Here is a 19,209-nt window from a genome sequence, read left to right as displayed (position 1 = left end):
GAAGAGCTTCGGGGTGAAGCTGCACAAGGTCGGCCGCGCCGGCTTCGAGCAGGCGGTGCGCGAGGCCTGCGCCGAGGATGCGCTGACCGCCGAGCTGATGGACTGCATGCTGGCGGCGCGCGCGGCGCTGTGGCGGCAGTATCTCAAGCTGCACGACCTGGTGGTCAAGCTGGTGGCAGGCGACGCGCTGTGCCGGCGGTTCATGGCGATCCCCGGCGTTGGGCCGGTGACGGCGCTGACCTTCGCCACCGCCGTCGACGATCCGACGCGCTTCCGCCGCTCGCGCGACGTCGCCGCCTATTTCGGCCTGACCTCCAAGCGATGGCAGTCGGGCACCTCGATCGACGTGCAGGGCCGCATCAGCAAGGCCGGCGATCCGGAGGTGCGGCGCGCGCTGTATGAGGCCGCCAGCGCCATGCTGACACGCTACAAGGGTCAGACGGCACTCAAGACCTGGGGCCAGAAGATCGCCAAGCGCTGCCACAAGAAGGCGGTGGTGGCGATGGCCCGCAAGCTCGCGGTGATCATGCACGCGATGTGGCGCGACGGCACTGTCTATGCGGATCGACCGCACGCCGACGGCACGGCGGACACAGCGGCGACGGTGAAAGATCGCAAGCTTCTGGGCGCCCACGCATGACGCCTGGAGATCCCATCAACCCCAAGCTGGCGCGCGGCTGAGCGCCCAAGGAGATCCGCCCCGGCGGATGAGGACTGGTGCAGACCATGGAATGCGGGAAGCACGATATCTTGCCTGTGGCCGGAGCGATCCTGGACCACGCTCGAGTGCCTGTGATGCTGCCCCGCCAATCCGATGCCGACATGCGCCGCGACGGATCGACGACCGCACCGACGGTCCCAATCCCGCCGTCGATGAGCGCGGAAGAGTGCACGGCGCATCAGGACTCGCGGGCCGGAACCGGATCGACCAGGTGGTTCAGAAGCGGGCGCGCCGTGTCGCAGAAAAGCGCAAGTTCGGATACAGTGGAGAACAGGAGACGAAGATGGCCGAGACGAGGAAGAAGACCCCGATTAAGAGGGCAAGTTAAAAGGCCCTGCCACGCCGGCATCCAAGCCGCTGTCGCGGCTTGTATTTTGGCGGGCAGGCCCGTCGGTCGGTGGCAGGTTGCGCGATTATTCCCAACGATATCAGGGTTGCGGCCTGTACACTGCCGTTCGCGCCCCGCTGTCCATCTTGGCCGCCCCGAGCGATGAGCGGGGGCGAGAATGAGTTCCGGGTCCGGCCGGGCCGCACGCGCTCGACGAAGGCGCCCAAGCCGAAGAGCTTCGTCGCCCAGGTCCTGAAAGCGGCCCGCAAAGCGGGGCCGGCCATCCAGCGATCGCCGAATTCGGGCCGAGCCCGCATGCCGGGCCGTTCCAGCTTTGGGCGTGGCCGGGCCGCCTTCAGCCGTGGCCGCCTCTTCAGCCCAACCCGGCGCGTCGTCGTCAAGGCGCGCGTCGTGCGTCACCAGGGCCGGAGCTTTCGTTCGGCGCCGCTGTCGGCACACCTGTCCTATCTGAAGCGCGAGGGCGTGAGCCGCGATGGCGAACGGGGCGTCATCTTCGACGCCGCCAGTGATCGCGCCGACGATCGGGCTTTCGCCGAACGGTGCGAGGATGATCGGCACCATTTTCGATTCATCGTCTCGCCGGAGGACGCCGGCGACATGACCGACCTCAAGGCCTTCACCCGCGATCTCGTCCGACAGATGGAGAGCGACCTCGACACCAGGCTCGACTGGGTCGCTGTCGATCACTGGAACACCGATAATCCGCACGTCCATCTGCTCGTGCGCGGTGTCGATGCCGCCGGAGCCGACCTCGTTATTTCGCGCGACTACATCAGCCATGGGCTCCGTTCGCGCGCCGAGGAGCTGATCGGAATCGAGCTTGGTCCACGTCCCGAGCACGCCATCCGCACGGCGCTCGAACGCGAGGTGGACGCTGACCGCTGGACCCGACTCGACGTCCAGCTTCGCTTCGCCGCCGATGAGACGGGTCTGGTCGACCTGCGCCCGGCGCAAGCCGGGCCGGGTGACCCAGAGCTGAGACGCCTGATGGTCGGTCGCATGCAGAAGCTGGAGCGGATGGGACTTGCGGCTCCGGCCGGTCCCGGCCAATGGATGGTCGGCCTCCAGGCGGAGCGGACGCTGCGCGACCTCGGCGCGCGCGGCGACATCATCAAGACCATGCACCGCGCCTTCGCCGAGCGGGGCCAGGACCGAGGCGTCGGCGACTACGTGATCGACGCCCAGCCGCCGGACGCGCCGATCATCGGCCGCCTGGTCGACAGGGGGCTGCATGATGAACTGACCGGCGAAGCCTACGCCGTGATCGACGGCGCGGACGGCCGAGCCCATCACGTTCGCTTCCGCGGTGTCGAGGTCTTCGAGCACGCGCCGCCGATCGGTGGGATCGTCGAGGTCCGCCGCTTCGGCGGCCAGGATGATCCTCGGCCGACGCTGGTGCTGGCAACGCGATCGGATCTCGATCTCGGCGCGCAGGTCGGCGCGCGCGGCGCGACTTGGCTCGATCACCGTCTCGTCGAGCGTCAGCCAATGCCGCTCGCCATGGGTGGGTTTGGCGGGGAAGTCCGCGAGGCGATGAAGGCGCGCACTGAGCACCTCATCCGGGATGGTCTCGCGCGTCGCCAAGGCGAGCACGTCACCTTTGAGCGAAACCTGCTCGCCACCTTGCGGCGGCGTGAGCTGGACGAGACCGCGGCGCGGCTTTCGACTGAGACGGGTTTGCGTCCCGTGCCGGCCGGCGTGGGCGAGCCTGTCGTCGGGGTTTACCGACAGCGCCTCACCCTGTCGTCGGGCCGCTTCGCCATGATCGACGACGGACTCGGCTTCCAACTCGTGCCCTGGTCGCCAAGCCTCGAGAAGAAGCTCGGCCAACATGTCGCGGGCGCCGCCCGTGACGACGGCGGCATCGAATGGAGCCTCGGACGAAAGCGGGGGCTCGGTCTGTGACGCCGTCAGGCCGGCAACGGGTCGGTGCCGCGATCGAGCGCGGCCAGATAAGCCGTGTAAGCGTAGATCCGCCCGCGCCGACGTCCCGTCGTCTCGCGTATAACCCCGACGCCCACCAGCTTCTCCAGGGCGCCTCGGGCTGTCGCGAAGGAAACGCCAAGCCGCGAAGACACCGTCGGGATGGTGACGATCGGATGGGCCTGCATCAGCTCATGAACTCTCAGCGCGGAGGGCGCGGCGCGGCCGATGCCCGCGATCTTCTGCCGGTCGACCTCGAACATGGCGATCAGTTCGCGCGCGGTCGCGACCGCCTGCTCGGCGGTCTCGGCCACCCCGGTCAGGAAGAACTCCATCCAGGTCTCCCAGGTCCCGGCTTGCCGGACCTCCTGGAGCAGGCGGTAATAGTCGTCGCGGTGGGATTTCAGGAACAGGCTGAGATAGAGGATCGGCTCGCGCAAGACGCCCGCCTCGCACAGGATCAGGGTGATGAGCAGCCGGCCGAGGCGCCCGTTGCCGTCGAGAAAGGGATGGATTGTCTCGAACTGGACGTGGGCCAGGCCGGCCCGGATGAGCGGGGGTAGCGCCGGGTCCTCGCTGTGGAAAAAGCGCTCCAGCGCGCCCAGGCAATCGTCCAATAGATTCGGCGGCGGGGGCACGAAGAGGGCGTTGCCGGGCCGTGTGCCGCCGATCCAGTTCTGGGAGCGGCGGAACTCCCCGGGCTGCTTGGCCGCTCCGCGTCCCGACCTCAGCAGGATGGCATGCATCTCGCGGATCAGGCGCAGCGACAGGGGAAACCCCCTGCGGATCCGCGAAACGCCGTGCTCGACCGCCGCGACATAGTTCGAGACCTCGGTCACGTCGTCGAGCGGGACGGACGGCGCTTCGTCGTTCTCGAACAGCAGCAGGTCGGAAAGCGAGGATTGCGTGCCCTCGATCTGCGAGGACAGCAGGGCCTCCTTGCGGACATACATGTAGAGAAACAGGGGCGTCGACGGCAGGATCGCCACGACGCCGTCCAGCCGCCCGACGGCGGCTATCGCGCGCTCGTAGAGCCGCATGAACCGCGCCAGATCGAGAGGTGGGTCCGGCGGCAGCGGCGCGGGCACATAGGCGCGCACCCGCTCGCCCCCCGTGCTCGTCTCGACATAGGCGCCAAGCCGCCGGTTTTTCGTGTCCGCCACGCGCGATCCTTCAATAGGCCCCGGGCCTTAATGAACGATATGGTCTTATCCTTCAATAAGGAAGGGCGCTTATTGAAGGCTGGCGTCCTGCCAAATTCGCCCGAAGTCCTTCCGGCCCGAGTGGCCGTGGGGGATCGCCTACGCGCCTTCCAATAGTTTTTCGCTGTGGCGCGACGGCCTGCGAAGCGCCGCGGATCGCGCTTGCGATGCCGTTTCTCCGACGCCGATGTCTCTCCGGGAAAGGAGAGGCGTTCAGTGTCCGCGACCAAGATTCTCTGGGGCCAGGTTATCATCGTATTCGCCATCGTGGTGGCGGCGATGTGGATCGCGACCGAATGGACGGCCTGGCGGCTCGGCTTCCAGCCCGAACTGGGACGGCCCTGGTTCGAGGTGCTGCGTTTCCCGATTTACCTGCCGCCGGCCTTCTTCTGGTGGTGGTTCGCCTACGACGCCTACGCGCCGCAGATCTTCATCGAGGGCGCCTATATCGCGGCTTCCGGCGGCCTCATCTCGGCCGTGGTCGCGATCGGCATGTCGGTCTGGCGCGCCCGCGAGGCCAAGAACGCCGAGACCTATGGCTCCGCCCGCTGGGCGCGCGCTGACGAAATGATCTCCACCGGACTGCTCGCGCCGGACGGCGTTGTCCTCGGCCGCTATGAGCGGTCCTATCTCCGCCATGACGGCCCCGAGCATGTGCTGTGCTTCGCACCGACACGGAGCGGCAAAGGCGTTGGCCTAGTGGTGCCAACGCTCCTGACCTGGCCCGGCAGCGCCATCGTCCACGACATCAAGGGCGAGAACTGGCAGCTCACCGCCGGCTTTCGAGCGCGCTTCGGCCGAGTGCTCCTGTTCGATCCGACCAACCGGGACTCCGCCGCCTACAACCCCCTGCTCGAGGTCCGCAAAGGCGAGTGGGAGGTCCGCGACGTCCAGAATGTGGCCGATGTTCTGGTCGATCCCGAAGGCTCGCTCGAACGCCGCAACCATTGGGAGAAGACCAGCCACTCACTGCTGGTCGGCGCCATCCTCCACGTCCTCTACGCGGAAGCGGACAAGACGCTCGCCGGCGTCGCCGCCTTTCTCTCCGATCCGAAGCGGCCGATCGAAGCGACGCTGCGGGTGATGATGACGACCGCCCATCTCGGCGAAGCCGGGCCGCATCCGGTCGTCGCCTCGGCCGCGCGCGAATTGCTCAACAAATCGGACAATGAGCGCTCCGGCGTGCTGTCGACCGCCATGTCGTTCCTCGGCCTCTACCGCGATCCGGTCGTCGCCCAGGTCACACGCCAGTGCGACTGGCGGATCGCCGACCTGATCTCGGACACGCGGCCCGCCACGCTCTATCTCGTGGTGCCGCCGTCCGACATCAGCCGCACCAAACCGCTCATCCGCCTGGTGCTCAACCAGATCGGCCGGCGGCTGACGGAGGAGCTTCATCCGAAGAACCGGCGACAACGGATGCTCCTGATGCTCGACGAGTTTCCAGCGCTCGGCCGGCTCGATTTCTTCGAGAGCGCGCTGGCCTTCATGGCGGGCTATGGGCTCAAGAGCTTCCTGATCGCCCAGTCGCTGAACCAGATCGAGAAGGCTTATGGCGCCAACAACGCCATCCTCGACAACTGCCATGTGCGCGTATCGTTCGCGACCAATGACGAGCGGACCGCGAAGCGGGTGAGCGATGCGCTCGGCATGGCGACCGAGATGAAGGCCATGAAGAATTATGCTGGCCACCGACTCTCTCCCTGGCTCGGTCATCTGATGGTCTCACGTTCCGAGACCGCCCGTCCGCTGCTGACGCCAGGCGAGATCATGCAACTTCCGCCCTCCGACGAGATCGTCATGGTCTCCGGCCTCCATCCGATCCGGGCGCAGAAGGCGCGCTACTACGAAGACCCCCGTTTCTCCGAACGGGTGCTTGAGCCACCCACGACAACGGCCCATTCGCCGCGTCCGGACGATTGGTCGTCACTGCCGATCCGCTCCCCGTCGGACGTGCTCATGGCCGCGCTGAAGGCGGAAGATGAAGCCAATGGCGGCCTGCGGCGTGAGCCGGAACTGCCGGATCACGTCGCCGTCGCGAAGGAGACGACACCACCACGCCGCGAGCGCCGTGAGTTCGACGTTGTTGACGACACGCCGGATGACGCCGCGCGTCAGCAGGAGGCTCTGCGCCAGCGCCAGCGCGGCGCCGTGCGTCAGACCGCGCTGGATCCCGCCGACCATCTCGGCATGTAGGCGACGCCATGCGAGACCGGCTCAATCTCTCGCTTCCCGTAGAAATGATCACCCAGATCAACGATCTCGCCACCCGCCGACGCCTCACCCGGTCGGCGATCGTCGAGGCGGCCGTGGCCTCATTCCTCTCGCCGGATGGCGCCGATCGCCTGGAGGCGGCGTTCGCAAGACGGCTCGACCGCCTTACGCGCCAGGTACAGCGGCTCGAGCGTGACAGCGGCCTGTCGACAGAAGCCCTCGCGCTCTTCATTCGTTTCTGGCTGACCATCACGCCGCCCCTACCGTCCGATGCGCAGGCCACCGCCCAGGCCAAGGGGCGCGAGCGCTATGAGGGATTCATCGAGGCGCTGGGCCGGCGGCTCAACCAGGGCCGCACGCTCAGGGACGAGATTCCCATGGACCTCATTCGGCCCGATTCGAGGGCGGACGAGAAGGAAACGGATCATGATTTCGGCAACGAGGTCGAGGAACGCTGACGTCAGTATTTTTCAACGTACGCCGCGCCCCGCGCTCGAAGTCTCAAATCTACCCCGCGCAGCACGACAGCTTCGACACTTCCTTGTCGAAAGCGAGGGCGGCAAGCTTTAGCCCCTCGACAGTGGTCAGATAGGGGAAGATCGTCTCCGCGACATCGCGCACTGTCAGCCCGCCGCGCATCGCCATCGCCGCCGTCTGGATGCTATCGGCGCCTTCGGGGGCAAGGATATGCGCGCCGAGAAGTTTGTCGGTGCCGGCTTCCGCCACCAGTTTGATGAGCCCGCGCGTGTCGCGCGCGGCGAGCGCGCGCGGAACCTGGTCGAGCGAAAGGATCGAAACGCGGGTCTCGTGTCCCGCCGCCTGCGCCGCCGCTTCCGTCAGCCCGACGCTCGCGACCTGCGGATCGGTGAACACGATCGCCGGCATGGCGGCATTGTCATAGGCCAGGCTGTCGCCGTTGAGCGCGTTTTTCGCCGCGAGCTTGGCGCCATACGCGGCCATGTAGACGAACGCGTCGCGCCCGGTCACGTCGCCCGCGGCATAGACGCCGGGGCGGCTGGTGCGCATCCGATCATCGACGACAATCGCCCCGCCGGATGTCTGCCGGATCCCGAGTTCGGCGAGACCGAGACCTTCGACGTTCGGCGCACGGCCTGCCGCGTTCAGCACCTGCTCCGCCGCGATCGTCCTCTCGCGGCCGTCGCGCGCCAGCGTCAGCGCGACCCCGGTTTCGGTGTTGCGGATCGCGCGATAGGCGACGCCGGAGACCACCTCGATGCCCTCGTCGGCGAAATAGCCCGTCAGCGCGGCGCTGATCTCCGGCTCGGCCTCGGGAAGTAGCCGCGAACGGCAGACCAGCGTGACGCGCACGCCGGCGCGCGCGAACATCTGCGCCAGTTCCGCGCCGATATAGCCGCCGCCGATGACAAGGAGCGAGCCTGGCAACTCTTCGAGTTCGAGCGCGGTCGTGCTGGTCAGACACGGCACGGACTCGATTCCCGCGATGCTCGGAACGCCTGGCCGGGCGCCGGTGGCGATGATGATCCGCTCGGCCGACAGAATTGCACCGCCGACCTCGACGCCGCCCGCGACGGGCCTCGCCGCCCCTTCGCGATAGGTGACGTTGTTGTAGGCCGGCAGCAGGTCGGCGTATTTGGCCTGACGCAGAGAAGCGACCAGCTCGTCCTTCTGCCGGACGGTCGCGCGCCAGTCGCCGATCTCGGCATTCGCGGCGACGCCGGCAAACCGCGCCGCGGCGCGCGCGTTGTGCAGTGTTTCCGTCGCGCGGATCAGCGCCTTCGACGGCACGCAGCCGATATTGACGCAGGTGCCGCCGATCATGCCGGCCCCGATCAGCACCACCTGGGCGCCCAGTTCGGCGGCGGTGATGGCGGCCGAAAAGCCCGCCGATCCGGCGCCGATAACGGCCAGGTCATAGCGGCCGGGGTCTCCCGCCTTCGGTCCGCAGCAGGTACTCATGTTTTCGCTCTTTCTTTTGCGGCCTCAGCCCTTCGCCGCCTTGGCGACCTCGGCCGGATAGCCCTGGTTGGTGGTCGCCTTGATCATGGCGCTCGGTGAGGTGACTGAGGCGTCGTAGTTGACCGTCGCGGTGACGTCGGCCATCCCGTCGGCTTGGCTCACCGTGACGCCGGCAACGCCTTTGACATGGGCAAGCGTGCTCTTGACGATCGGCCCGCACAGCACGCAGCCGGCATGGTGAACGGTGAGAACGACGGTGGCCTCGCCCGCACGCGCGGCGAGGGGCGCCGCGGCCAGGCCGAAGGCGACCAACATTCCAAGTGTTTTCTTCATGCTTCTCTCCATCTGGCGCCGCAGCGCGTTCACAGGAAATACCGCGCCGCGTATGGGAACCCGACCGCGATGACGACCAGGGCGGCGGCGGCGACGAGGCCGGTCCTGGCGATGCGATCCGACCGCGGCGTGGCGCAGTAGCCGTCCGCGCACGCGATCTGCCGCTTCTTTCGCAGCCGCCAGGCGCCGGCGCCGATGAACGCTAGCGAGACGGCGGCGAAGATCGGTTGATAGGGCTCCAGCAGCGTTAGGTTGCCGATCCAGGCGCCACTGACGCCCGCAAGGAACAGCGCAAAGGGAATGACGCAGCACGACGCCGCGCCCAGCGCGCCCATGATGCCGCCGACGGCCAGCCAGCGCGATGCCGTCGCCCGCTCGCCCTGCGGCGAAGCCGAAGCCGTCGATTCGCTCATGGTCAGCTCCTGTTGCTTCCGAATTCGATCTCGGCGTATCCTGCACTCTGTAGCAACTACAGGGTCAAGGGCTCTTTTTTGATGTCAGTGGCGCCGTCGCCTAAAGGCCTTCAGCGCGCGGAGCTGGCCCGGCGGACCGGCGCCAATCTCGAAACCGTCCGCTACTACGAGAAGGTCGGCCTGTTACCGCCGCCGCCGCGTACGGCCAGCGGCTACCGCAGCTACGACGACACGCACGAGCAGCGGCTCGGGTTCGTCCTACGCGCGCGCGAACTCGGGTTCTCACTCGATGAAATTCGCGCCCTCCTGCGCCTGGCGGACGAACGAGAACAACCTTGCGCGGAAGCGAGCCTGCTTGCCGTGACCCACTTGGCCGATGTGCGCGCGAAAATCGCAGACTTGAAACGCATGGAGCGCGTGTTGAAAGACGTCGTCGTGCAATGCGGCGATGGAACACGCCGCGATTGTCCCTTAATCGAAACTTTGTTTCGACGGAGGGAGGTCGAATAATTCACTGCCAGACGTTCTATCTGCGAATGCGATTACGACACAGCAATTCGTTTTCCCCCCCTCTACGCTGCTCCGCTACACCACGTAAAACCTTGTTGATCTGCCCCAGTTCTTGCCTTTTCTAATCATCCCCGTCGCCAATTGCGCGTCGCGATTGGCCAATGATGGGGACGATCGTGGCGGCTGCTCCGCTCCATTCCGAGGCATTTTCACGCGGCGCGCGCATGCTGCGCACCGCGCTCGGCCCGGCGATCGCGGCCTTCCTCGAAGACCCGTCGATCGTCGAGGTGATGCTGAACCCAGACGGCCGCCTCTGGATCGACCGACTGTCAGGCGGGCTGGAGGATACCGGCCGGACCCTGTCGGCCGCCGACGGCGAGCGGATCGTGCGCCTGGTGGCGCACCATGTCGGCGCAGAGGTCCACGCGGAACGCCCGCGCGTCTCCGCCGAACTGCCCGAGACGGGAGAGCGGTTCGAGGGGTTGCTGCCGCCCGTCGTCACGGCGCCGGCCTTCGCGATCCGTAAGCCGGCCGTCGCAGTCTTCACCCTCGACGACTACGTCGCCGCCGGCACAATGACCACGGGCCAGGCCGTTGCGCTGCGCTCCGCCGTGACGTCGCGCAAGAACATCCTCGTGGCCGGCGGGACCGGCACCGGCAAAACGACGCTCACGAATGCGCTCCTGGCCGAGATCGCCGGCACGAGCGACCGCGTGGTGCTGATCGAGGACACCCGCGAGCTTCAGTGCCGCGCGCCGAACCTCGTCGCCATGCGCACTAAGGACGGCGTGGCCTCGCTGTCTGACCTCGTCCGGTCCTCGCTGCGGCTGCGCCCGGATCGTATCCCCATCGGGGAGGTGCGCGGCGCCGAGGCGCTCGATCTTCTGAAGGCCTGGGGCACCGGCCATCCCGGCGGCATCGGCACGATCCATGCCGGCAGCGCGCTCGGCGCGCTTCGTCGCCTCGAGCAACTCATCCAGGAAGCCGTCGTCACCGTCCCGCGCGCGCTGATCGCCGAGACGATCGATCTCGTCGCGGTCCTGCGCGGCCGCGGCGCGGAACGCCGCCTGGCCGAACTCGCCACCGTCGCCGGTCTCGACCCCGCCACCGGCGATTACCGCGTCCAGTCCGCCGGGGCGGGCGGCCTTCCCGGAGATCAACCATGATCCGTGTTCCCGCCATCGCCCGGCGCGCGCGCCGACGCCTGGCCGACTTCGCCGCGCTGATGGCGTTCTCGTTGGCGTTCGCACCCGCCGCTTACGCTTCCGGCTCCTCCATGCCGTGGGAGACGCCGCTCAACGCGATCCTGGAGTCGGTGCAGGGGCCGGTCGCGAAGATCATCTCGGTGATTATCATCACCGTCACCGGCCTGACCCTCGCCTTCGGCGACACGTCCGGCGGATTCCGCCGGCTGATCCAGATCGTCTTTGGCCTGTCGATCGCCTTCGCCGCGTCGAGCTTCTTCCTGTCCTTCTTCAGCTTCTCCGGCGGGACGCTGATCTGATGGCCGCGATCGTCGATCTCGACGTGCCCGGCTTCTTCGCGCCGGTTCACCGCGCGCTCACCGACCCGATCCTCATGGGCGGGGCGCCACGCACCGTCGCGATCGCCAACGGCACGCTGTCCGCCGCCATCGCGCTCGGCCTGCGCCTCTGGATTCCGGGCGCGCTGTTCTGGGCGGTAGGTCATGCCGCCGCCGTCTGGGCGGCCAAGCGCGATCCGCAGTTCGTCGACGTGGTGCGCCGGCACCTCCGCTACCCGCCCCACCTCGGCGTCTGAGGCCCACGATGCTCAACCTCGCTGAATATCGCAGTCACCCCGCCGGCCTCGCCGACTTCCTGCCTTGGGCCGCTCTGGTCGAAGAGGGCATAGTCCTCAACAAGGACGGCTCCTTCCAGCGCACGGCGCGCTTTCGGGGGCCGGACCTCGACAGCGCGACGCCGGCCGAGCTGGTGGCCGTGACCGCGCGGTTGAACAACGCGCTCCGGCGCCTCGGTTCCGGATGGGCGATCTTCGTCGAAGCCGTTCGGCAGGCGGCGCAGCATTACCCGCGCGGCGTCTTTCCCGATCCGGCCTCGGCTCTCCTCGATCTCGAACGGCAGGACGCGTTCGAGGAGGCCGGCGCGCATTTCGAGAGCCGCTACTTCCTGACCTTCGTCTGGCTGCCGCCAGCCGAGGACGCCTCCCGCATCGAGAGCTGGCTCTATGAAGGTCGGTCGCAAGGCGGCGTCGATCCGTGGGAGCTCCTGCACGGCTTCATCGACCGCACCAATAGGGTGTTGCAACTGGTCGAGGGCTTCATGCCCGAGGTCGCCTGGCTCGATGACGGCGACACGCTGACCTACCTGCACTCGACCGTCTCGACGCGCCCGCAGCGTGTCCGCGTCCCCGAGACGCCGATGCATCTCGACGCGCTTCTCGCCGACGAGCCGCTCGCCGGCGGGCTCGAACCGCGCCTTGGCGCCCATCACCTGCGCACGCTCACCGTCGTCGGCTTCCCAACCGCGACCCATCCGGGAATCCTGGACGAGCTGAACCGGCTCGCCTTCCCGTATCGCTGGTCCACCCGCGCGATCCTGCTCGACAAGACCGAGGCGGTTCGCCTGCTCACCAAAATCCGCCGGCAATGGTTCGCCAAGCGCAAGTCCATCGCCGCCATCGTCAAGGAGGTGATGACCAACGAGGCCTCGACGCTGATGGACTCCGACGCGGCCAACAAAGCGGCCGACGCGGATCAGGCGCTGCAAGAGCTTGGCGCCGACGATGTCGGCCAGGCCTACATCACCGCAACCGTCACCGTCTGGGATGAGGATTCCGGCCTCGCCGCCGAGAAGCTGCGGCTCGTCGAGAAGGTGATCCAGGGCCGCGATTTCACGTGCATGGCCGAAGGCGTGAACGCGCTCGAAGCCTGGCTCGGATCGATCCCCGGCCATGCCTACGCCAACGTCCGTCAGCCGCCGGTCTCGACGCTGAACCTCGCCCACATGATCCCGCTTTCGGCGGTCTGGGCCGGGCCGGTACGGGACGAGCATTTCCAGGCGCCGCCGCTGTTGTTTGGCAAGACGGAGGGTTCGACGCCGTTCCGGCTGAGCCTGCATGTCGGCGACGTCGGCCACACGCTGATCGTCGGCCCAACCGGCGCCGGCAAATCCGTCCTGCTGTCGCTGATGGCGATGCAGTTCCGCCGCTACCGGAACAACCAGATCTTCGCTTTCGATTTCGGCGGTTCGATCCGTGTCGCAGCACTCGCTATGGGCGGCGATTGGTACGATCTCGGCGGCAGCCTGTCGGCGGGATCGGAGCACTCCGTCTCCCTTCAACCGCTGGCCCGCATCGACGATCCGGCCGAGCGCGCCTGGGCCGCCGAGTGGGTGACGGCGATCCTCGCCAAGGAAGGTGTCACCATCGATCCGACCGCGAAGGAGCATGTCTGGTCGGCGCTGACCTCGCTGGCGTCCTCGCCCGTAGGCGAGCGCACCATCACGGGCCTCGCGGTGCTGCTGCAATCGACGGCGCTGAAGCGGGCGCTTCAGCCCTATTGCGTCGGCGGACCGTCCGGCCGGCTGCTCGACGCTGAGACCGCGCATCTCGGCTCCGCGTCGGTCCAGGCCTTTGAGACCGAGGGCCTGATTGGCGCCGGCGCGGCGCCCGCCGTGCTGACGTATCTCTTCCACCGCATCGAGGGCCGGCTCGACGGCCGACCGACGCTGCTCATCATCGACGAGGGCTGGCTCGTCCTCGACGATCCGGCGTTCGCGCAGCAGCTCCGCGAGTGGCTGAAGACGTTGCGCAAGAAGAACGCCTCCGTCGTCTTCGCTACCCAATCGCTCTCCGACATCGACGGCAGCGCCATCGCGCCCGCGATCGTCGAGAGCTGCCCGACGCGCATCTTCCTGCCGAACGAACGCGCGATCGAGCCGCAGATCACGGCGATCTATCGCCGGTTCGGGCTGAACGACCGGCAGATCGAGATCCTCGCCCGCGCCACACCCAAGCGCGACTATTATTGCCAGTCGCGGCGCGGCAATCGGCTGTTCGAGCTGGGTCTCGGCGCGGTGGCGCTGGCCTTCTGCGCCGCGTCCTCCAAGCAGGATCACGCCGCGATCGAGCGCCTCATCGCCGAGCACGGCCATGAGGCGTTCGCGCCCGTCTGGCTGACCGACCGTGGCCTCGCCTGGGCCGCCCAACTCATCCCCGAGCTGACCAACCTGGAGACAAGATCATGATCAAGCGGCGCCTTCTGGCGGTGGCGAGCGCCGCCATGCTGTCCCTGGCGATCGCCGCGCCACCGGCCTCGGCCCAGTGGATCATCTTCGACCCGAGCAACTTCAGCCAGAACGTGCTGACCGCCGCACGCGAGCTGCAGCAGGTCACCAACCAGATCCAGATGCTGAGCAACCAGGCGACCATGCTGGTCAACCAGGCGCGCAACCTCGCCAATCTGCCGATGTCGACGCTGAGCCAGCTTCAGTCCTCGACCGCTCAGACCCAGTCGCTGCTCGGTCAGGCGCAGAACATCGCTTTCAATGTCCAGGGTATCGAGCGGGCCTATTCGACGAGCTACGGCGCGGCCGCGGGCTCGGGCTCCACCGCCACCATGGTCGCCAATGCCCAGACCCGGTGGCAGAACTCCGTCGCCGCCTTCGAGGACAGTCTGAAGGTTCAGGCCGGCGTCGTCGGCAACATCCCGACCAATTCCAGCGCGATGACCTCGCTGGTCACCGCCAGCCAGAGCGCCACGGGCGCGCTCCAGGCGGCGCAGGCCGGCAACCAGCTTCTCGCGCTGCAATCCCAGCAGCTTTCGGACGTGGTCGCGGTGTTGTCGGCGAAGAGCCGCGCCGATGCGCTCGAGCAGGCCCGCACGGCCTCGGCCGAAGCGCAAGGCCAGCAGAACTACCAGACCTTCCGGACGACCACCGGCTACGTGCCTGGAACCGTCACCATGTTCAGCTCCCACTGAGGCGGGGCGATGCCGGGACGTTCAGGCGCCTTCCGTGCCGCCGCGATCCTCGTGTTGGTCGCGGTCATCATCGCAAGCCTTTTCGCGATCGACCGACGTCCCGCGACGCCCGTCGCCGTCACGCCTGCGACGATCCCCAACCCTGCACAGGATGACCTCTCGGCCGAGTTGCGTCGTTGCAGCGCGCTCGGTCCGCAAGACCCCGAGGACGCGCGCTGCGTAGCGGTCTGGGAGGAGAACCGCCGTCGCTTCCTCGGCAAGCCGGCGCGGCCGTTGCCGCCGCAAACGTCCCTGGGCGCGGCCGCGCCGGCCACTCCCGCCAAGGAAGACGCACGATGAACAATGTCGGCGTCATCGACACGTTCCTCAACACCTTCACCACTTACATCGATTCCGGATTCGGATTGATCAAAGGCGAAGTCGCCTATCTCTCCTCGACCCTGATCGTCATCGACATCACGCTCGCCGGACTGTTCTGGGCCTGGGGCGCGGACGAGGACATTCTGCAACGGCTGGTGAAGAAGACTCTCTACATCGGCTTCTTCGCCTTCATCATCACCAACTTCAACAATCTCTCCGCCATCGTCTTCAACAGCTTCGCCGGCCTCGGTCTGAAGGCGGGCGGCTCGACCATTTCAACGGCGACGTTTCTTCAGCCGGGCCATCTCGCTCAGGTCGGTCTCACCGCCGGCCAGCCGCTGCTCGATGCCGCCAGCCAGATGATGGGCTTCACCAGCTTTTTCGCGAATTTCGTGCAGATCGCAGTGCTGATGATCTCATGGCTGCTGGTGCTGATCGCGTTCTTCATCTTGGCGGTGCAGCTCTTTGTCACCCTGATCGAGTTCAAGCTGACGACGCTCGCCGGCTTTATCCTGATCCCCTTCGCCCTCTTCAACAAAACCGCTTTCCTCGCCGAAAAGGTGCTCGGCAACATCGTCGCCTCCGGCGTAAAGGTGATGGTCCTCGCCGTCATCGTCGGGATCGGCACCGGCCTCTTCTCGCAGTTCACCCAGACCTACACGAGCGGCCAGCCGACCATCGAGCAGGCGCTGTCCGTCGTGCTCGCGGCGCTGGCCTTGCTCGGTCTCGGCATCTTCGGCCCGGGCATCGCGACGGGCCTCGTCTCCGGCGCGCCGCAGCTCGGAGCGGGCGCTGCGGTCGGCACCGGACTCGCCGTCGCCGGCACAGCGATGGCGGGCGCCGGGGCGCTGGGCGTGGCCGGAAGGGGAGCCATGGCGGCTGCGTCCGGCACGGCCGCCGCTGCCCGCGGCGGCGCGGCGATCGCGGGTGGGGCCTCCTCGGCCTACAGCCTCGCCTCGGCAGGCCGTTCTGGCGCCTCGGGTGTCGCGGCGGGCCTGGGCGGGGTCGGTCGCGCCGCCGCCTCGGCCGCGGTGGCGCCTGTGCGGCGCATGGCGGCCCGCGCGGCTGACACCATGAAGGACAGCTTCTCGGCCGGCGCGCAATCGAGCTTCGCCATGACCGGCGGGGCATCGACCATGGGAACCGTGGGCGGCGCGGGAGCGGCGACCGATCCGGCCGGCGCCGCATCAGATGCCGGCGCTCCGCCGGCCTGGGCCCAGCGCCTGCGACGCAACCAAGCCATGACGCACGGCGCCCAGGCGGCCGCGCAGGCGCTCAGGTCGGGCGACAGCCATGGCGGCGGCCATTCCGTGGACCTCTCGGGAGGAGAATAGACGATGGCGCTCTTTCGCCGGGCGTCGGTCCGCTATGGCCGTACCCCCGAACCGGAAACACCCTACCAGCGCGCCGCGCAGGCCTGGGACGAGCGGATCGGCTCGGCCCGTGTTCAGGCGAGAAACTGGCGGCTGATGGCCTTCGGCTCGCTCGCGCTCTCGATGGGTCTGGCCGGTGGTCTCGTCTGGCAGTCGACCCACGGCAGCATCGTCCCCTGGGTGGTGCAGGTCGACAAGCTCGGCCAGGCGCAGGCGGTCGCGCCCGCCACGGCGGACTACCACCCGACCGATCCGGAGATCGCCTGGTATCTCGCCCATTTCATCGAACTGGTCCGTTCGCTGCCGGCCGATCCGATCATCGTCCGGCAGAACTGGCTCCAGGCCTACGACTTCACCAGCACCTCAGGGTCCCAGGCGCTCAACGACTATGCCCGCGCCAATGATCCCTTCGCCAAGCTCGGCAAGCAGCAGATCGCCATCGACGTCTCGAGCGTGATCCGCGCCTCGCCATCGAGCTTCCGCGTCGAGTGGATCGAGCATCGTTACGAGGACGGGGCGCTCGCGGACACCTCGCGATGGACCGCGATCCTGACTATCGCGATCCAGCCGCCGACGTCCGCCGACGTGCTCCGCAAGAACCCGCTCGGCATCTACGTCACCGCCATCAACTGGTCGAAGGAGCTGGGACAATGACCCCGCCGTTTTCCATAGAAGCCGGCGGTCCGGCTTCACGTCTTTCCGCCTTTCACCTGAACCGGAAGGAAGGTTTTGCACCCATCCGCAAATCCGGCCTTGCGGTTCTGCTGCTCTCCGTAACTGCGCTCGGCGGCTGCGCTCACAAGTTCATTCCGCCCCACATCAACTACGACAGCGCGGTGCCCGCGAAGCTCACCGTTGATCCACCGGCGCCGGTCAATATCGTCGAGTTGCCGAAGCCCTTGCCGCTGCCCGGGCAGTTGAAGCCATTGGCGAGCAGCAAGGAGCCGCCGCAATCGCCTGATCCCGAGATGCGCGTCGCTCGCGCGAACGCGGCCGCCCGCGTGCAGCCCGTGCGCGACGGCTTCATCAACGCCGTGCAGGTCTATCCCTATTCAGCGGGCGCGCTCTATCAGGCCTACACGGCGCCCGGCGAGATCACCGACATCGCCCTGCAGGAGGGCGAACAACTCGTCGGCACCGGGCCGGTCGCCGCGGGCGACACGGTGCGCTGGATCATCGGGGACACCGAGAGCGGCGCGGGCGCAACGAAGCGCATCCACATTCTGGTCAAGCCGACCCGGCCCGATCTCGTCACCAACCTCGTCATCAACACCGATCGCCGGACCTATCTTCTGGAGCTGCGCTCGACCGAGAAGACCTACATGGCCTCGGTCTCCTGGCAGTATCCCGAGGACCAGCTCATCGCGCTGCGCCAGCAAAACCACGCAGCCGAGGCGGCCGCGCCGATCGCGACCGACGTCAATCTCGCCGCGATCAACTTCCGCTATGCGATCGAAGGCGACAATCCGGCCTGGCGGCCACTGCGCGCCTTCGACGACGGCCAGAAGGTCTACATCGAGTTTCCGTCCGGCATCCGACAGGGCGAGATGCCGCCGCTCTTCGTCATCGGCCCGGCCGGCGGCTCGGAGCTCGTCAACTACCGCGTCCACGGCAACTACTACATCGTCGATCGCCTGTTCGCCGCGGCAGAGCTGCGCCTCGGCGACAAGAACAGCGAGCGGCGCGTCCGCATCGTTCGCACCGATGGAAGGCCGCGGTCATGACGGAGGAGCCGACGCCTCCCGCGCCGCCCGACCTGCGACTTCGGGGCGAGCGGCCGCGCGTGACCCGTCTGTCGCGCAAGGTGCTGATCGCCCTTGGCGGAGTCTCGGCGCTCGCCGTCGCCGGCGCACTCGGCTACGGGCTCCAGACCCGCAACAAGACCCAGACCGGCCAGGAGCTGCTCAGCACGCAGAACCGCCCCTCGGCCGAGGGGCTGGCGGGGCTCCCCAAGGACTACACCGGCTTGCCGCGGCAGGTCCCGCCGCTGGGTCCGCCGCTGCCCGGTGATCTCGGCAAGCCGATCCTCAACGCCGGAGCCGCGCCGAATACGGCCGTGCCGGCCGCCGGACCGGATCCGCGCGCGCAACGGCTCGCCCAGGAGGCCGAGGCTGCGCGGGTCAGCCGTCTCTTCGCCCAGACCAACCAGCAGCCCCAGCCGGTCGGTCTCGCGCCGGCGAATGCAGTCGGGGCGCAGGGCGGCCCGACACCGACGCCACCGGTCGACGCAGGCGCCGCGCAGAACATGCAGGACCGCAAGACCGCCTTCCTCAACGCCTCGACCGATCGCCGCACGGTCAGTGACGACCGTCTCCAGGCGAAGACTTCGCCCTATGTGGTGCAGGCCGGCACGGTCATTCCGGCGGCGCTCCTTACCGGCATCCGCTCCGATCTTCCCGGCCAGATCACCGCCCAGGTGACGGAGGCCGTCTACGACACGCCGACGGGCCACTATCTGCTGATCCCACAGGGCGCGAAGTTGATCGGCCAGTACGACAGCTCGGTCGCCTTCGGACAAAGCCGCGTGCTTCTCGTGTGGACCCGCCTGATCATGCCGGATGGTGCCTCGATCGTGCTTGAACGCCAGCCGGGCGCCGATGCCGGAGGCTATGCGGGCCTCGAGGATCAGGTGAACTATCACTGGTGGGAGCTCGCCAAGGCGGCGGTTCTCTCGACCATCCTCAGCGTCGGCGCCGAAGCCGGCATGAGCACCAACAACTACGGCTCGCTCGCCGATGCGCTCCAGCTTGGGATATCGCAAAGCATCAACCAGACCGGCCAGCAGATCGTTCAACGCGAGCTCAACATCCAGCCGACCCTCACGATCCGGCCCGGCTTCCCGGTGCGCGTCATCGTCACGCGCGACTTGGTATTCCGTTAACGGAATACGATGTCATATGCCGAGTTCGGAAC

The 19,209-nt window shown here is 67.6% G+C and carries 19 protein-coding genes; 15 read left to right on the top strand and 4 right to left on the bottom strand.

The annotated features are described in order from the left end of the window. Together CCS01_RS13070 and CCS01_RS13065 are read left to right on the top strand one after the other, a co-directional pair. Positions 1-640: IS110 family RNA-guided transposase (locus CCS01_RS13070; protein WP_146101730.1), on the top strand; the 640-nt coding region annotated here is incomplete at its 5' end. A 571-nt stretch (positions 641-1,211) separates the two neighbouring features. Next, positions 1,212-2,975 carry a relaxase/mobilization nuclease domain-containing protein gene (locus CCS01_RS13065; RefSeq protein ID WP_104519256.1) on the top strand — a complete coding sequence of 588 codons (1,764 nt, stop codon included), beginning with the start codon at positions 1,212-1,214 and terminating at the stop codon, positions 2,973-2,975. A gap of 5 nt (positions 2,976-2,980) precedes the next feature. On the opposite strand, the gene CCS01_RS13060 is transcribed toward CCS01_RS13065, so the two are convergent. Then, the gene (locus tag CCS01_RS13060) at positions 2,981-4,156 is read right to left on the bottom strand and encodes a Fic family protein (RefSeq protein WP_104519255.1); all 1,176 of its coding nucleotides are present in this window, start codon (positions 4,154-4,156) and stop codon (positions 2,981-2,983) included. Between the two features lie 255 nt (positions 4,157-4,411). Here CCS01_RS13060 and CCS01_RS13055 point away from each other — a divergent pair, with 255 nt between their 5' ends. Further along, positions 4,412-6,391, top strand: a complete 1,980-nt coding sequence (locus CCS01_RS13055; RefSeq protein WP_104519254.1) for a conjugal transfer protein TraG — start codon at positions 4,412-4,414, stop codon at positions 6,389-6,391. A gap of 8 nt (positions 6,392-6,399) precedes the next feature. Continuing rightward, positions 6,400-6,867, top strand: a complete 468-nt coding sequence (locus CCS01_RS13050) for a ribbon-helix-helix protein, CopG family (RefSeq protein ID WP_104519253.1) — start codon at positions 6,400-6,402, stop codon at positions 6,865-6,867. 49 nt (positions 6,868-6,916) lie between these two features. Here CCS01_RS13050 and merA read toward each other — a convergent pair whose 3' ends face one another. From merA to CCS01_RS13035, 3 genes are read right to left on the bottom strand one after another with little or no spacing between them, the layout of a single operon-like run. Beyond that, positions 6,917-8,347: a mercury(II) reductase gene (merA, locus tag CCS01_RS13045; protein WP_104519252.1), complete on the bottom strand. Its 1,431-nt coding sequence runs from the start codon at positions 8,345-8,347 to the stop codon at positions 6,917-6,919. Positions 8,348-8,371: 24 nt separating this feature from the next. Continuing rightward, positions 8,372-8,680: a heavy-metal-associated domain-containing protein gene (locus CCS01_RS13040; protein ID WP_104519251.1), complete on the bottom strand. Its 309-nt coding sequence runs from the start codon at positions 8,678-8,680 to the stop codon at positions 8,372-8,374. 29 nt (positions 8,681-8,709) lie between these two features. Next, positions 8,710-9,093, bottom strand: a complete 384-nt coding sequence (locus tag CCS01_RS13035; RefSeq protein WP_104519250.1) for a mercuric transporter MerT family protein — start codon at positions 9,091-9,093, stop codon at positions 8,710-8,712. 81 nt (positions 9,094-9,174) lie between these two features. Here CCS01_RS13035 and CCS01_RS13030 point away from each other — a divergent pair, with 81 nt between their 5' ends. The 11 genes from CCS01_RS13030 to CCS01_RS12980 all read left to right on the top strand — a co-directional run bounded on the left by CCS01_RS13030 (position 9,175) and on the right by CCS01_RS12980 (position 19,177). Beyond that, positions 9,175-9,603, top strand: a complete 429-nt coding sequence (locus CCS01_RS13030) for a MerR family transcriptional regulator (protein WP_104519249.1) — start codon at positions 9,175-9,177, stop codon at positions 9,601-9,603. 164 nt (positions 9,604-9,767) lie between these two features. Beyond that, entirely contained in the window at positions 9,768-10,769 is a 1,002-nt protein-coding gene (gene trbB, locus CCS01_RS13025) for a P-type conjugative transfer ATPase TrbB (protein WP_204848245.1), read from the top strand. Then, positions 10,766-11,107: a TrbC/VirB2 family protein gene (locus CCS01_RS13020; RefSeq protein WP_104519247.1), complete on the top strand. Its 342-nt coding sequence runs from the start codon at positions 10,766-10,768 to the stop codon at positions 11,105-11,107. Before trbB ends, CCS01_RS13020 begins: the two co-directional genes overlap by 4 nt. Then, a complete protein-coding gene (locus CCS01_RS13015; RefSeq protein WP_170114634.1) occupies positions 11,107-11,382 on the top strand; it encodes a VirB3 family type IV secretion system protein in 276 nt (91 codons plus the stop codon). Before CCS01_RS13020 ends, CCS01_RS13015 begins: the two co-directional genes overlap by 1 nt. 8 nt (positions 11,383-11,390) lie before the next feature. After that, positions 11,391-13,829, top strand: coding sequence for a conjugal transfer protein TrbE (gene trbE / locus CCS01_RS13010; protein ID WP_104519246.1), 2,439 nt, complete (start codon positions 11,391-11,393; stop codon positions 13,827-13,829). Then, the gene (gene trbJ / locus CCS01_RS13005) at positions 13,826-14,563 is read left to right on the top strand and encodes a P-type conjugative transfer protein TrbJ (protein WP_104519245.1); all 738 of its coding nucleotides are present in this window, start codon (positions 13,826-13,828) and stop codon (positions 14,561-14,563) included. Before trbE ends, trbJ begins: the two co-directional genes overlap by 4 nt. A gap of 9 nt (positions 14,564-14,572) precedes the next feature. After that, positions 14,573-14,902: a putative entry exclusion protein TrbK-alt gene (gene trbK-alt, locus CCS01_RS13000; protein ID WP_104519244.1), complete on the top strand. Its 330-nt coding sequence runs from the start codon at positions 14,573-14,575 to the stop codon at positions 14,900-14,902. Continuing rightward, positions 14,899-16,257: a P-type conjugative transfer protein TrbL gene (gene trbL / locus CCS01_RS12995; protein WP_104519243.1), complete on the top strand. Its 1,359-nt coding sequence runs from the start codon at positions 14,899-14,901 to the stop codon at positions 16,255-16,257. The genes trbK-alt and trbL overlap by 4 nt, the downstream gene beginning before the upstream one ends. Before the next feature lie 3 nt (positions 16,258-16,260). Next, positions 16,261-16,950: a conjugal transfer protein TrbF gene (trbF, locus tag CCS01_RS12990; RefSeq protein WP_104519242.1), complete on the top strand. Its 690-nt coding sequence runs from the start codon at positions 16,261-16,263 to the stop codon at positions 16,948-16,950. Then, positions 16,947-18,020 carry a P-type conjugative transfer protein TrbG gene (trbG, locus tag CCS01_RS12985; RefSeq protein ID WP_104519241.1) on the top strand — a complete coding sequence of 358 codons (1,074 nt, stop codon included), beginning with the start codon at positions 16,947-16,949 and terminating at the stop codon, positions 18,018-18,020. Before trbF ends, trbG begins: the two co-directional genes overlap by 4 nt. After that, positions 18,017-19,177: a TrbI/VirB10 family protein gene (locus CCS01_RS12980; RefSeq protein WP_104519240.1), complete on the top strand. Its 1,161-nt coding sequence runs from the start codon at positions 18,017-18,019 to the stop codon at positions 19,175-19,177. The genes trbG and CCS01_RS12980 overlap by 4 nt, the downstream gene beginning before the upstream one ends. Positions 19,178-19,209: the final 32 nt, after the last annotated feature.

The sequence above is a fragment of the Rhodopila globiformis genome (assembly GCF_002937115.1).
In the GTDB taxonomy this organism is placed as follows: domain Bacteria; phylum Pseudomonadota; class Alphaproteobacteria; order Acetobacterales; family Acetobacteraceae; genus Rhodopila; species Rhodopila globiformis.
The sequence above is the reverse complement of the archived record's forward strand: the minus strand, read 5'-3'. Positions and strand labels throughout refer to the sequence as shown.

Coding starts and splice junctions, on each gene's coding strand:
- CCS01_RS13065 (WP_104519256.1), top strand. CDS start 1,212: ATGAGCGGGGGCGAGAATGAGTTCCGGGTCCGGCCGGGCCGCACGCGC.
- CCS01_RS13050 (WP_104519253.1), top strand. CDS start 6,400: ATGCGAGACCGGCTCAATCTCTCGCTTCCCGTAGAAATGATCACCCAG.
- merA (WP_104519252.1), bottom strand. CDS start 8,347: ATGAGTACCTGCTGCGGACCGAAGGCGGGAGACCCCGGCCGCTATGAC.
- CCS01_RS13040 (WP_104519251.1), bottom strand. CDS start 8,680: ATGAAGAAAACACTTGGAATGTTGGTCGCCTTCGGCCTGGCCGCGGCG.
- CCS01_RS13035 (WP_104519250.1), bottom strand. CDS start 9,093: ATGAGCGAATCGACGGCTTCGGCTTCGCCGCAGGGCGAGCGGGCGACG.
- CCS01_RS13030 (WP_104519249.1), top strand. CDS start 9,175: ATGTCAGTGGCGCCGTCGCCTAAAGGCCTTCAGCGCGCGGAGCTGGCC.
- trbB (WP_204848245.1), top strand. CDS start 9,768: ATGGGGACGATCGTGGCGGCTGCTCCGCTCCATTCCGAGGCATTTTCA.
- CCS01_RS13020 (WP_104519247.1), top strand. CDS start 10,766: ATGATCCGTGTTCCCGCCATCGCCCGGCGCGCGCGCCGACGCCTGGCC.
- CCS01_RS13015 (WP_170114634.1), top strand. CDS start 11,107: ATGGCCGCGATCGTCGATCTCGACGTGCCCGGCTTCTTCGCGCCGGTT.
- trbE (WP_104519246.1), top strand. CDS start 11,391: ATGCTCAACCTCGCTGAATATCGCAGTCACCCCGCCGGCCTCGCCGAC.
- trbJ (WP_104519245.1), top strand. CDS start 13,826: ATGATCAAGCGGCGCCTTCTGGCGGTGGCGAGCGCCGCCATGCTGTCC.
- trbK-alt (WP_104519244.1), top strand. CDS start 14,573: ATGCCGGGACGTTCAGGCGCCTTCCGTGCCGCCGCGATCCTCGTGTTG.
- trbL (WP_104519243.1), top strand. CDS start 14,899: ATGAACAATGTCGGCGTCATCGACACGTTCCTCAACACCTTCACCACT.
- trbF (WP_104519242.1), top strand. CDS start 16,261: ATGGCGCTCTTTCGCCGGGCGTCGGTCCGCTATGGCCGTACCCCCGAA.
- trbG (WP_104519241.1), top strand. CDS start 16,947: ATGACCCCGCCGTTTTCCATAGAAGCCGGCGGTCCGGCTTCACGTCTT.
- CCS01_RS12980 (WP_104519240.1), top strand. CDS start 18,017: ATGACGGAGGAGCCGACGCCTCCCGCGCCGCCCGACCTGCGACTTCGG.